The 13,216-nt window shown below is 72.7% G+C and carries 9 protein-coding genes; 7 read left to right on the top strand and 2 right to left on the bottom strand.

Annotated features, from left to right (window positions below):
* Positions 1–36: 36 nt before the first annotated feature.
* Positions 37–831, bottom strand: a complete 795-nt coding sequence (locus tag ADL34_RS08080; protein ID WP_079034026.1) for a MerR family transcriptional regulator — start codon at positions 829–831, stop codon at positions 37–39.
* A 218-nt stretch (positions 832–1,049) separates the two neighbouring features.
* On the opposite strand from ADL34_RS08080, the gene ADL34_RS08075 reads away from it, so the two are divergent.
* Complete coding sequence (locus ADL34_RS08075; protein WP_062665353.1) at positions 1,050–2,501, top strand: amino acid permease; 1,452 nt, start codon at positions 1,050–1,052, stop codon at positions 2,499–2,501.
* 38 nt (positions 2,502–2,539) lie between these two features.
* Positions 2,540–3,484: a PfkB family carbohydrate kinase gene (locus ADL34_RS08070; protein ID WP_062665352.1), complete on the top strand. Its 945-nt coding sequence runs from the start codon at positions 2,540–2,542 to the stop codon at positions 3,482–3,484.
* 117 nt (positions 3,485–3,601) lie between these two features.
* Here ADL34_RS08070 and ADL34_RS08065 read toward each other — a convergent pair whose 3' ends face one another.
* Positions 3,602–5,095, bottom strand: a complete 1,494-nt coding sequence (locus ADL34_RS08065; RefSeq protein ID WP_199835539.1) for a M1 family metallopeptidase — start codon at positions 5,093–5,095, stop codon at positions 3,602–3,604.
* Positions 5,096–5,302: 207 nt separating this feature from the next.
* On the opposite strand from ADL34_RS08065, the gene ADL34_RS08060 reads away from it, so the two are divergent.
* From ADL34_RS08060 to ADL34_RS08040, 5 genes are all read left to right on the top strand, one after another.
* Complete coding sequence (locus tag ADL34_RS08060; protein ID WP_062665478.1) at positions 5,303–7,258, top strand: Xaa-Pro dipeptidyl-peptidase; 1,956 nt, start codon at positions 5,303–5,305, stop codon at positions 7,256–7,258.
* The gene (locus ADL34_RS08055; protein ID WP_062665351.1) at positions 7,255–8,514 is read left to right on the top strand and encodes a M14 family metallopeptidase; all 1,260 of its coding nucleotides are present in this window, start codon (positions 7,255–7,257) and stop codon (positions 8,512–8,514) included. Before ADL34_RS08060 ends, ADL34_RS08055 begins: the two co-directional genes overlap by 4 nt.
* An 88-nt stretch (positions 8,515–8,602) precedes the next feature.
* A complete protein-coding gene (locus tag ADL34_RS08050; RefSeq protein WP_107115572.1) occupies positions 8,603–10,309 on the top strand; it encodes a BCCT family transporter in 1,707 nt (568 codons plus the stop codon).
* A gap of 181 nt (positions 10,310–10,490) precedes the next feature.
* A complete protein-coding gene (locus ADL34_RS08045) occupies positions 10,491–11,513 on the top strand; it encodes a hypothetical protein (RefSeq protein ID WP_062665350.1) in 1,023 nt (340 codons plus the stop codon).
* A 53-nt stretch (positions 11,514–11,566) separates the two neighbouring features.
* Complete coding sequence (locus ADL34_RS08040) at positions 11,567–13,207, top strand: ABC-F family ATP-binding cassette domain-containing protein (protein ID WP_062665347.1); 1,641 nt, start codon at positions 11,567–11,569, stop codon at positions 13,205–13,207.
* The last annotated feature ends 9 nt before the right edge of the window (positions 13,208–13,216 follow it).

Genomic DNA, 13,216 nt, shown 5'->3' with positions numbered 1-13,216 from the left:
CGGGTCCCCGGGCGTCCGCCCGGGGACCCGGACCGGTCAGGCGGTGCCGTCCGACCGGGCTCCTCCGTGCGCCGAAGAGTCCCCGTCCCCCTGTCCATGCCCGTGCGCCGGCTGCCCGTCGCCGTCCGGGGCCGCGTCACCGCCCAGCCACTCCCGCAGCTCCTCGCGCAGCGACCGCTGGAAGGCCGTCAGCAGCGCCTGCACCACCATCGGCTGCATCGACGCCGACAGGGACTTCACGTCCTGGGCGGCCCGCTGCTCGACCTCCTGGCGGAACAGCCGCGACAGCTCCCGGGCCGCGTCGCGCGCGTGCTCGATGAGGACCGTCCGCGACGCGAGGATCGCCTCGGGGGAGAGCGGCACGTCCAGCAGCCGCACGCCGAGCCGCAGCAGCCCCAGGTCTACGCGGTAGGTGCCGTCGTCGCCGGCCGCGACCACCCCCATCGCGGCCAGCCGCGCCACGTCCCCGTCGTCGAGCGCGCGCCCCGCCCGCCGCTCCAGCTCGGAGCGTGGGACCGTCTCCACGCTCTCCGGCGCCCAGGAGGCGACCACGGCCCGGTGAACGGCCAGGTCGTGCGCGTCCAGGTCCGGCGGGAGCTGCTGGAGGTACCGCTCGATGGCGGCCAGCGTCATGCCCTGGTGCTGCAGCTCCTCGATGAGCGCCAGCCGGGCCAGATGCTCGCGCCCGTAGTGGCCCACCCGGCGCGGGCCGAGCACCGGGGGTGGCAGCAGACCTTTGGTGCCGTAGAACCGCACCGTGCGGACCGTCGTCCCCGCCCGCGCGGCCAGCTCGTCGATCGTGAGGGTCGTCTCCCCGGTGCCGGTCGTCATGTGCAGCAGTATCGCTGTCGCACCAATGCTGTGACACCTCCCGCGACGCACCGGATCCCCTCCGGAGGGGTCACGCTCTGTGACGTACGCCACCGTGTGACCGGTTCGCGAACGGGAAGGCGCCCCGTCGGTCCGCGCTCGCATCCGGTGCACGGGCCGCTCGTACGTCCGGAACCCGAGTGAGGTCTGCTCGGGCGCACCAGAGAGTGGATCCTCCCGTGAGCAAGGACGCCGTGAACACGGCAGTGGCCGCGCCCCGCGAACCCGCGGCCCAGACGCCCGCGGACGCGGGCGACGCCGGTTACAGCAAGGACCTCAAGGCCCGCCACGTCAACATGATCGCCATCGGCGGGGCCATCGGCACCGGCCTCTTCCTCGGCGCGGGCGGGCGCCTGCACAGCGCGGGCCCCGCACTCGCCCTCGCCTACCTCGTCTGCGGCGTCTTCGCCTTCTTCGTGGTGCGCGCCCTCGGCGAACTCGTCCTGTACCGCCCCTCGTCCGGGTCCTTCGTGTCCTACGCGCGCGAGTTCCTCGGCGAGAAGGGCGCCTATGTCGCCGGCTGGATGTACTTCCTGAACTGGTCGACGACCGGGATCGCCGACATCACCGCGATCGCGCTCTACACGCACTACTGGAGCCTGTTCACCGACATCCCGCAGTGGCTGCTCGCCCTGGCCGCCCTGGCGGTCGTGCTGGCCGTGAACCTGATCTCCGTGAAGATCTTCGGTGAGATGGAGTTCTGGTTCGCGATCGTCAAGGTCGCCACCCTGGTCGCCTTCATGCTGATCGGCGTCTTCCTGCTCGCCACCCGGCACGAGGTCGGCGGCACCACCCCCGGCCTGAGCGTCATCACCGACAACGGCGGTCTCCTCCCGCACGGGGCGATGCCCGTCGTCCTGGTCATGCAGGGCGTGATCTTCGCCTACGCCGCCCTGGAGCTGGTCGGGGTCGCCGCGGGCGAGACCGCGGAACCCGAGAAGGTCGTCCCGCGCGCGGTGAACTCGATCATGTGGCGGGTCGGGCTGTTCTACTGCGGCTCCGTCGTCCTGCTGGCGCTCCTGCTGCCCGGCTCGGTGTACTCGGGCGACGAGAGTCCCTTCGTCACCGTGCTGTCGAAGATCGGCGTCCCGGCGGCCGGCGACGTGATGAACCTCGTCGTCCTGACGGCGGCGATGTCCTCCCTCAACTCGGGCCTGTACTCCACGGGCCGCATCCTGCGCTCCATGGCGACTGCGGGCTCCGCCCCGAAGTTCACCGCCCGCATGAACCGCAGCCAGGTGCCCTACGGCGGCATTCTGCTGACCTGCGCCGTCTGTGTGCTCGGCGTCGGCCTGAACTACCTGGTGCCGAGCAAGGCGTTCGAGATCGTGCTCAACGTGGCGTCCCTGGGCATCATCTCCACCTGGGTGATCATCATGGTCTGCCATCTGGTCTTCGTCCGCCGGGCCCGCGCGGGCCTGCTGAGCCGCCCGGGCTTCCGGCTCCCCGGCAGCCCGGTCACCGAGATCGCCACGATCGTCTTCCTGCTGGCCTGCCTCGGCCTGATGGCCGACGACCCCGAGGTCGGCCGCAAGACGCTCCTCCTCGTCCCCCTCATCGCGGCGGCGCTCGTCGCGGGCTGGTTCGCGGTCCGCCGCCGTGTGAACGCGTCCTGGTCGGACGTCTCCTAGGCGGCGTCACTGTCGGAGGCGGCCGCTACGGTGGCGTCATGTCGGAGATCACGAACGTTCCGGGTGACGCCGCCGCTCCCGCCGGGCGCGCCATCGACGTGCTGGTGCTGGGCGGGGCCGGCGTCGACACCATCGTGCGCGTGCCGGAGCTGCCGCTCCCGTACGCCGACAGCTACATGATCGACAGCGGCATCCGGACCCGGGCCGGCCAGACCGGGGACTTCGTGGCCGTCGCCCTGACCGCCCTCGGTCTGCGCACCCACCACCTCGACTTCCTCGGCGACGACCCCGAGGGCGACCTCGTGCGCGCCCTCCACCGCGACCAGGGCATCCCGCTCACCGCCCTCCCGCAGCCCGCCGGCACCAAGCGCGCCGTCAACCTGGTCGGCCCGGACGGCCGGCGGCTGTCCCTGTACGACACGAGCAGGACGCACCCCGACGACCGGTTCCCCGAGGACACGCTCCGCGCCCTCGCCGGCGCGAGCCGCCACGCGCACGTGTCCCTCACCCAGCCCTGCGCCGACGCCCTGCCCGTCCTGCGCGAGTGCGGCGTCACGCTCTCCACCGACCTGCACGACTGGGACGGGGAGAACCCGTACCACGAGCCGTTCGCCCACGCCGCCGACGTGGTCTTCCTCTCCGCGGCCGCGCTGCGCGACCCGGAGCGCACCCTGCGCGAGATCGCCGCGCGGGGGAGGGCCGAGGTCGTCGTCGCCACGGCCGGGGACAAGGGCGCCTACGTCCTCGCCGACGACGAGCTGACGCATCTGCCCGCCGCGCCGCCGCCGGCTCCGGTGGTCGACTCCAACGGCGCGGGCGACGCCTTCGCGGCCGCGTTCCTGCACGCCTGGCTGAACCGCGAGACACCGCTGCGCAGCGCCCTGTTCGGCACGATCGCCGGAGCCCACGCCTGCACGGTGCCGGCCACGGAGACCACGGCGATCGGCCTGGAGGAACTGCTCGCGCGCGCCGCGGCCCTCTAGGGCGTGTTCCGGACGTCGCGTCTGGCTCGCGGCGCCTGGCGGCGTTGGCGGGCCGTCCGCGTACGCCCGGTACGCGGACGGCCCTCCGCCGTGCGACGCGCCGCACAGAACCGGCGCTCAGTGCTCGTGCACACCGTTCGTCGCGGCGATCTTCTTCCACGACTTGGGCTGGGCCGGGGCAGCCGTCGGCCCGGCGACCGACGCGGCCCGTGCCACCGCCGCGGACGGCTTCGACGGCTGGAACAGCCAGGTGTCGAACAGCGCCGCGAGCGGCTGCCCGGACACCTCCTCCGCGTACCGGCGGAAGTCCGCCACCGACGCGTTGCCGTAGGCGTACTTCGCCGTCCAGCCCTTCAGGACGGCGAAGAACGCGTCGTCCCCGATCGCGTCCCGCAGCGCCTGAAGGGCCAGCGCGCCCCGGTCGTAGACCGCACTGTGGAACTGGTTCTCCGGCCCGGGGTCACCGGGACGGACCGTCCAGAACGGGTCGTCGGCCGGACGTGAGGCGTAGGTGTAGGCGGCGAGTTCACGCGCCGTCCCCTCGCCCTCGTGCTCCGACCACAGCCACTGTGCGTACCGCGCGAAGCCCTCGTTGATCCAGATGTCCTTCCAGCCCTTCACGGACACCGAGTCGCCGTACCACTGGTGGGCCAGCTCATGGACGACGACGCTGGTGTTCGCCCCGTTCGCGAACTGCCGCGGGCTGTAGAACGGCCGGGTCTGCGTCTCCAGCGCGTAGCCGGTGTCCGTGTTCGGCACATAGCCGCCGAGCGCGCCGAACGGATACGGCCCGAAGTACTCGCCGAGCCAGTCGGCGATCTCACCGGTCCGCTCGACGCTGGCCCGCGCGGCCCCGTAGTGCGGGCCCAGGTCCTTGCTGTACGCGTTGACGATCGGGATGCCGCTGTCGCTCGTCCCCGTCGTCACGTCGAACCGGCCGAGCGCGAGCGTGGCGAGATAGGTCGCCTGCGGCTTGTCGGACCGCCAGTTGTAGCGGGTCCAGCCCAGTCGCGAACTCGTCGACTGCAGCGTGCCGTTGGAGATGGCCTGGGTGCCGTCCGGGACCTGCACCGAGACGTCGTAGGTCGCCTTGTCCAGCGGATGGTCGTTGCTGGGGAACCACCACCAGGCGGCCTCGGGCTCGTTCGCGGCGACCCCGCCGTCCGGGGTGCGGTGCCAGCTGGTGAAGCCGTACGCCTGCTTCGTGGACGGGACGCCCCGGTAGCGCACGACGATCGTCAGGTCCGTGCCCTTGTCGAGCGGCTTCCCGGGGGTGATCTCCAGCTCGTGCTCGCCGGAGGTGGCGAACGCCGCCTTCGCGCCGTTGACCCGGACCTCCCCGACGTCCAGCAGGAAGTCCAGGTTCAGCCGGGACAGGTCCCGCGTGGTCCGCGCGAGCAGGGTCGCGGTGCCCTCCAGCTCGTCCGTGGCCGGCCGGTACGTCAGCCGCAGGTCGTAGTGGGAGACGTCGTATCCGCCGTTGCCGTAGGCCGGGTAGTAGGGGTCGCCGATGCCCGGAGCACCGGGGGAGTGGCTCGCCGCCGAGGCCGGGATCACCAGCATCAGGGAGGCGGCCGCCAGGGCACCCGGTGCCAAGATTCTGCGGTGCACGAAAGCTCCAAGTCGTAGGGGACCGAAGTCTGTCGGGAGCCTATTCACCCCCCGTGCATCCGGTGTGTCCATGACCACCGCTGTCACACGATCGCCATTCGGCCGACACGTACCGCACCGTCCCAGGGGCGGTAATCGGCCACCCCTTCCTCACGTGCCGTCAGCCGCCCTCTTCTGCGCGGGAGTTGACCGATGTACCGTCCGCGCATGCCGAACCGTACGCGCACGACGATCTGGAGAACGCTCGCGACGGCGGCCACAGCCGCCCTCCTGGCCACGTTCCTGGCGCCCACCACGGCCCAGTCGGCCCCGCGCGAGAGCCGCCCCGTCCACTCCTACGAGAACGCCGTCCGCGAGGCCGTCTGGGTGGACACCGGACTCGACGGCGACCGCGACGGCCGGCACGACCGCGTCGCCGTCGACATCGTCCGGCCCCGCGAACCGGCCGCCCAGGGCCGCAAGGTGCCCGTCATCATGGACGCCAGCCCGTACTACTCGTGCTGCGGGCGCGGCAACGAGAGCCAGCGCAAGACGTACGACGCGGACGGCGACGTCGTGGGGATGCCCCTGTTCTACGACAACTACTTCGTGCCGCGCGGCTACGCCGTCGTCGGCGTCGACCTCGCCGGCACCAACCGCTCCGACGGCTGCGTCGACGTCGGCGGCCGCTCCGACGTCCTCTCCGCGAAGGCCGTCGTCGACTGGCTGAACGGCCGCGCCACCGCGTACACGAGCCGCACCGGCACCACCCGCGCCAGGGCGACGTGGAGCAACGGCCGCACCGGCATGATCGGCAAGAGCTGGGACGGCACCATCGCCAACGGCGTCGCCGCCACCGGCGTCAAGGGGCTGAGGACCATCGTCCCGATCAGCGCGATCTCCTCCTGGTACGACTACTACTTCCAGCAGGGCGCCCCGCTGTACGACTCCGGCCCCGACTGGCTCTCCGACTACGTCGACAGCCCCGACGCCCGCGCCAAGTGCGCGGCCGTGCAGAAGAAGCTCGTCGACGGGGCACCGCGCACCGGCGACTGGACGCCCCTGTGGACCGAGCGCGACTACGTGAAGGACGCGCACAAGGTGCGGGCGAGCGTCTTCGCCGTCCACGGCACGCAGGACCTCAACGTCCGCATGAAGCACCTCGGCCAGTGGTGGGACGCCCTCGCGAAGAACGGCGTCGAGCGCAAGATCTGGCTCGCCCAGACCGGTCACGTCGACCCCTTCGACTTCCGCCGCGCCGAGTGGGTGAGGACCCTGCACCGCTGGTTCGACCATGAACTCCTCGGCTACGACAACGGCGTCGACCGTGAGCCGATGGCCGACATCGAGCGCCACCCCGACCAGTGGGTCACCTCCGCGGTCTGGCCGCCGCGCGGCACCGCCACCGCCACCCTGCGCCCCGCCCACGGCGACCGGGCCGGCGTCGGCGCCCTCGGCCTGCGCAAGGGCCGCGGCACCGAGACGTTCACGGACGACCCCCGGCGCGGCGAGACCGACTGGGCCGCGGGCATCGACACTCCCACCGCCGACAAGGCGGGCTTCGTGACCCGTCCGCTCACCCGCGACCTGCGCCTGTCCGGCTCCTCGAAGGTCACCGTCACGGCGACCCCGACGACCACCACGGCCCATCTGTCCGCCGTCCTCGTCGACCTCGGCCCCGACACGATCCGCGACTACGCGGCGAGCGGCGAGGGCGTCACCACGCTCACCGACCGCGACTGCTGGGGCGCGAGCACCACCGGCGACAGCGCCTGCTACCTGAGGACGGCCGCCGACACCGCCGACGTGGGGCACACCGTCGTCAGCCGCGGCTGGGCCGACCTCGGCACCCACGCCTCCGCCCACCACGGCCGGCCGCTCACCCCGGGCAGGGCGTACACGCTCACCCTCGACCTGGCCGCCACCGACCACGTCGTCCCGGCCGGCCACCGGCTCGCCCTGATCGTCGCGGGCACCGACAAGGACCTGATCGACCCGCCGTCGACCCGGCCCACCCTCACCCTCGACCTGTCCCGCACCGAGGCCCGCGTTCCGCTGGTGGGCGGCACGGCCGCCTTCGCCCGGGCCACGAAGGGCTCCGCCGCCCCGCGCGTCGCCGAACGCCCCGACGGCCTCACGGGCGCGCCCCGCTCCGCCGGGCGCGTACCGGAGGGAGGCCGGTGACCCGGGTCCGGGCGCTCGCCCTGACCGGCGCCGCCCTCGCCGCCTGCCTGGTGGCGGGGCCCGCGCACGCGACGCCGTCCCCGCCCCGCACCGGTTTCGAGACGTCGGACGGGGCCCGCTGGACGACCCAGCCGGAGGAGCAGGCCCTGCTGGCCACCGTCGACCGGGCGAGCGACCGGGTCTCCGTCACCCGGATCGGCACCACCGGCGAGGGCCGCCCGCTCCAGCTGGTCCGGATCGGCGAACGCCGGGCGGCGCACACGGTGCTGCTGGTGTGCAGCCAGCACGGTGACGAACCGTCGGGCCGCGAGGCCTGCCTGTCCACCGTCCGGGACCTCGCCTACGCGAAGGACCCGGCCACCCGCCGGCTCCTGACCCGCACCACCGTGCTGGTCGTCCCCACCGCCAACCCCGACGGCCGGGCCGCGGACACCCGCGGCAACGCCGACGGCGTCGACGTCAACCGCGACCACCTCGCCCTCGCGACCGCCGAGGGCCGCGCCATGGCCGCCGTCGTCCGCGACGAACGGCCAGACATCGTCTACGACCTGCACGAGTACGGCGCCACACCCCCGTACTACGACAAGGACCTGTTCGACCTGTGGCCGCGCAACCTCAACACGGACGGCGCCGTCCACGACGCGGCCCGCACCCTGTCCGAGGCGTACGTCCGCCCCGCGGCCGCCCGCGCCGGCCACTCCACGGGCACCTACGGCATCTGGACCGACCCCGTGACGGGCGAGCCGGTCCGGCAGGTCGCCGGGGACGGCCAGGAGCGCATCCTGCGGAACATGACCGGCGTCAAGCACGCGGTCGGCCTGCTCATCGAGAGCCGGGTCGACGCCCTCACCGACGCCGAGCGGGCCGACCCGGCCCTCAACCACCGGCGCCGGGTGCGCTCCCAGCTGGCCGCGCTCGGCGGGCTGTTCCGGTTCAGCGACGAGCAGCGCGGGCGGATCGAGCGGGCCACCGGCGCCGCCCGGCTCGCCGGCTGGGCCGACCGTGGCCCGGTGTACCTGGGCGGCGCCGACAACGACCCTCCCGGACCGGCCGAGGTGATCGAGGACCCGCCCTGCGGCTACCGGCTGACCCCGGAGCAGTACGCGCGGGTGCGGGACCGGCTGGCACTGCACGGGGTGCGCACCCGGGGCACCTATGTGCCGCTGCGTCAGCCGCTGCGCGCCCTCGTCCCGCTCCTCCTGGACGCCCGCGCCCCGTACCACCTCACGGAGGGTGAACCCGACACCGGCTGCTGAACGGGCTCCGTGTGGCGGAATCTGTGGTAGGTCCTGGAAAACACGTGGTGACCGGCGTATCCACCGCTTCCAGGGGAAGGTGCCGCAGATGACTGATGATCTGAAGCAGAGAGGCGGTGACGGTCCGGAAGCGCCCGCGGGCGCTTCCGCCCGCCGTACCGACCGGGTGGTGTTCGGAGTCACCGCGGCCATCACCCTGGCCTTCGTGATCTGGGGCTGGGCGGCCACCGACTCGCTGGAGAGCGCGTCCTCGACGCTGCTCGACGGCCTGATCCACAACGGCGGCTGGGCGTTCATGCTGGCCGCCTCCGGGTTCGTGGTCTTCGCGCTCTGGCTCGCCATCAGCCGGTACGGCCGTATCCACCTCGGCGCCGAGGGCGAGGAGCCCGAGTTCAAGACGGTGTCCTGGGTCGCCATGATGTTCAGCGCCGGCATGGGCATCGGCCTGATGTTCTACGGCGTCAGCGAACCCCTCGCGCACTACACGACGCCGCCCCCCGGCACGGACCCCGCCAACTCCGGCGAACGCATGGAGACGGCGATGGCCACCACCCTCTTCCACTGGACGCTGCACCCCTGGGCGATCTACGCGGTGGTCGGACTCGGCATCGCCTACAGCACGTTCCGCAAGCGCCGCCGCCAGACGATCAGCGCGGTCTTCACCCCGCTGATCGGGGAGCGGCACGCGAACGGCACCGCGGGACGGGTCATCGACATCCTCGCGATCATCGCGACCGTCTTCGGCTCCGCGGCCTCCCTCGGGCTCGGCGCCCTGCAGATCGGCTCCGGTTTCCAGGAGCTGGACTGGATGGACGACGTGAGCACCGGGCTGCTCGTCGCGATCATCGCGGTGCTGACGCTGGCCTTCGTCGCCTCGGCGATCTCCGGGATCGAGCGGGGCATCCAGTGGCTTTCGAACATCAACATGGTGCTCGCCCTGATCCTCGCGGTGTTCGTGTTCATCGCGGGACCGACGATCATCGTCCTCGACCTGCTGCCCACCTCGGTCTTCTCCTACCTCGGCGACCTGCCCCAGCTCGCCGGCCGCACCGAGGCCAGCGGCGGCGAGGGCGTCGCCGCGTGGCTCGGCAGCTGGACGGTCTTCTACTGGGCGTGGTGGATCTCCTGGACGCCGTTCGTCGGCATGTTCATCGCGCGCATCAGCCGCGGCCGCACCATCCGGCAGTTCGTCGGCGGCGTCATCCTCGTGCCCAGCACGGTGAGCCTGATCTGGTTCGCGATCTTCGGCGGCTCGGCGATGAAGGTGAAGGAGGGCGGCGGGCTCGCCGGGAAGGACACCCCCGAGGGGCAGCTGTTCGGCCTGCTCCAGGAGTTCCCCATCGCGACGGTCACCAGCCTGCTCGTGATGATCCTGGTCGGCATCTTCTTCGTGTCGGGCGCCGACGCGGCGTCCATCGTGATGGGCACGCTCTCCCAGAAGGGCGCCCTCGAACCCGGCCGGTTCGTCGTCGTGTTCTGGGGTGTGGTGACCGGCGCTGTCGCGGCCATCATGCTGCTCGTCGGCAGCGGTCAGGGCGACGCCCTGACCGGACTTCAGAACCTCACCATCCTCGCCGCCGCACCCTTCGTCCTGGTGATGATCGGGGCGTGCGTGGCGCTCATGCGCGATCTGCGCCAGGACCCGGTCATCGTGCGCGGCGAGATCGGCTCCGAGGCCGTCGACCTCGCCGTCATCGAGGGACACAAGCGCTACGACGGGGACTTCGAGATCAAGGTCGGCCCGGGCCCCGGCACCGAGACCTCCGGCGATCCGCTGGGCCACGACCACGGCTAGGGCCTCTCGTTCGGACGAAAGACCCCAGGGGGCGCACCGACGTGGGGGAGGCGGGCGAACCGCCTCCCTCGCGCCCCCGCCCACCCGAACGCGCCCGCGCGTGCGTTCGCCCCCCGAACCGGACGTAGCGGAATATGTCATGCCGCGCTCATACCGGTCCCGCTCTGGGGATACTCACAGCATGTCTGCCGCGTACGCGACCTTCGGCCTGGCACCGGCGATGCGTGCCGGCGGCGTCCTGGCCAACGGTGACTACCAGGTGCACCGGGACTTCGTGGACTTCATCGTCGACGGCCGCCCGCTGCTGTTCCAGCTCTGCGACCTCGACGCCGTCTCCCCGCTCGCCTCCGACGTCCCGCCCGCCATCTTCACCGCCCAGGTCCGCAGCCTCCTCCTGGAGGCCGACGCCCCGCTGCCCGGCGGACGGTACGTCGTCTACGGCTGCCCCGACTGCGCCGACCTCGCCTGCGGAGCCGTCACCGCGGCCATCGCCCGGGACGGCGACGACTACATCTGGCAGGACTTCGCCTGGCAGACCGACGAACACGCCGACCTGGAGCTCAACGGCTACCACGGCATAGGCCCCTTCCGTTTCGAGGGCGCCGGTTACCGCGCCGCACTGCACTCCCTGCTGCGGGACGCCGCCGAGGCACCGCGCCGCCGGGTGCTCCTCGTCGGCGCCCGGGTCGCCGTCCTCGCCCGGCTCGCCGCCGCGCTGCGCACCATCGGCGTCGGCGCCGACATCACCGACGACGTCAGCGGCGTACCCGCCGACGAACTGTGCGCCTACGGTGCCGTCGCCTTCGGCCGCGCGGTGGGGGAGACCCAGCGCGCCGCCGTACGCCGGGCGTTCACGGACGCCGGCGTCGACGTGGTGTACGTCGACGGCCTCGCGCCGATCGTGCCGCTGCTGGTCGCGCAGATCGAACACGCCCTGGACCGCAGCCCTCTCGACCGGCGCCGGCTGACCCGCCTGGTGGCCGCCGACGGGGAGGCCGGGGTCGAGGTCACCTCGCCGTGCCGGGTCCGGCTCACCGCCTACCGCCTCGACCGTCTGTACCGCACCCACACCCACGAGGTGTTCGACGGGATCCTGGAGCCGGGCCGCCACCGCATCCCGCTCGACGCCAGGGCGGTCAAGGGCGAGGCGTTCGTGGTGGCCCGTACCTCGGGCAGCGTGCTGGTGGAGCCGATGGCCCGCTGACCGGCCGGATATTCCCGGCGACCCCGTCGGGCGGGGCCGTAGGATCGCTCCCTGTGACCGCCACCCTCGTCGCCAAGAACCTCGCCGCCGGCCACGGCGACCGCACCCTGTTCAGCGGGCTCGACCTCGTCGTGGCCCCCGGCGACGTGATCGGCCTGGTCGGGGCCAACGGCGCCGGCAAGTCCACGCTGCTGCGCCTGCTCGCCGGGCTCGCCGCCCCGGAGGAGGGCGAACTGCGCCTGTCCCCGCCCGCCGCCACCGTCGGTCACCTCCCGCAGGAACCGGAGCGCCGGCCCGGCGAGACCGTCCGGCGGTTCCTGGCCCGGCGCACCGGGGTCGCCGAGGCCCAGCGCGTGATGGACGAGGCGACGCAGGCCCTGGTCGACGGGGCGCCCGGCGCCGACGACGCGTACGCGACCGCCCTGGAGCGGTGGCTGGGCCTGGGCGGCGCCGACCTCGACGAACGGGCCGACGAGGTCGCCGACGCGCTCGGCCTCGCCGTGGACCTGGAGCAGCCGATGACGTCCCTGTCCGGCGGCCAGGCCGCCCGCGCCGGACTGGCCTCGCTCCTGCTCTCCCGCTACGACGTCTTCCTGCTCGACGAGCCCACCAACGACCTCGACCTCGACGGCCTGGAGCGCCTGGAACGCTTCGTCACCGGCCTGCGCGCCGGCACCGTCGTCGTCAGCCACGACCGGGAGTTCCTCGCCCGCACGGTCACCAAGGTCCTCGAACTCGACCTGGCGCAACGGCAGATCAACCTCTACGGCGGCGGCTACGACGCCTATCTGGAGGAGCGCGAGGTGGCCCGCCGGCACGCCCGCGACGACTACGAGGAGTACGCCGACAAGAAGGCCGCGCTCCACGAGCGCGCCCAGACCCAGCGCTCCTGGATGGACAAGGGCGTGAAGAACGCCCGGCGCAAGGCGGGCAACGACAACGACAAGATCGGCCGCAAGTTCCGCAGCGAGGCCAGCGAGAAGCAGGCCGCGAAGGCCCGGCAGACCCAGCGCATGATCGAGCGCCTGGAGACCGTCGAGGAACCCCGCAAGGAGTGGGAGCTGCGCATGGAGATCGCGTCGGCGCCCCGCTCCGGCGCGGTGGTCGCGACCCTGCGCGACGCCGAGCTCCGCCGCGGCCCCTTCACGCTGGGCCCGGTGTCCCTGCAGATCGACTGGGCGGACCGGGTGGCCGTCACCGGGGCCAACGGCGCCGGGAAGTCCACCCTGCTGGCCGCCCTCCTGGGCCGGGTGCCGCTGGACGCCGGCCAGGCGCATCTCGGCGCGGGCGTCCTGATCGGCGAGGTGGACCAGGCACGCAAGCTGTTCCACGGCGACGAGTCGCTGCTGGACGCCTTCCGCGCGGCGGTCCCCGACACCGAACCGGTCGAGGTGCGCACCCTGCTCGCCAAGTTCGGCCTGAAGTCGGAGCACGTCCTGCGTCCGGCGGTCACCCTCTCACCGGGGGAGCGGACCCGCGCCGCCCTCGCCCTGCTCCAGGGCCGGGGCGTCAACCTCCTGGTCCTGGACGAGCCCACCAACCACCTCGACCTGCCCGCCATCGAGCAGCTGGAGTCGGCCCTGGACGCCTACGAGGGCACCCTGCTGCTGGTCACCCACGACCGCCGCATGCTCGACGCGGTCCACGTCACCCGCCGCCTGGAGGTCGCCGACGGCAAGGTGACGGAACGCTGAACGGCCAGG

The organism is Streptomyces sp. NRRL WC-3605, assembly GCF_001509795.1.
In the GTDB taxonomy this organism is placed as follows: Bacteria; Actinomycetota; Actinomycetes; order Streptomycetales; family Streptomycetaceae; genus Streptomyces; species Streptomyces viridochromogenes.
Note: the sequence above shows the minus strand (reverse complement) of the source record. Positions and strands in the feature narration are given on the sequence as shown.

Excerpts from the sequence above, each read along its gene's own strand:
- ADL34_RS08080 (WP_079034026.1), bottom strand. The coding sequence starts at position 831 with ATGACGACCGGCACCGGGGAGACGACCCTCACGATCGACGAGCTGGCC.
- ADL34_RS08070 (WP_062665352.1), top strand. The coding sequence starts at position 2,540 with ATGTCGGAGATCACGAACGTTCCGGGTGACGCCGCCGCTCCCGCCGGG.
- ADL34_RS08060 (WP_062665478.1), top strand. The coding sequence starts at position 5,303 with ATGCCGAACCGTACGCGCACGACGATCTGGAGAACGCTCGCGACGGCG.
- ADL34_RS08050 (WP_107115572.1), top strand. The coding sequence starts at position 8,603 with ATGACTGATGATCTGAAGCAGAGAGGCGGTGACGGTCCGGAAGCGCCC.
- ADL34_RS08045 (WP_062665350.1), top strand. The coding sequence starts at position 10,491 with ATGTCTGCCGCGTACGCGACCTTCGGCCTGGCACCGGCGATGCGTGCC.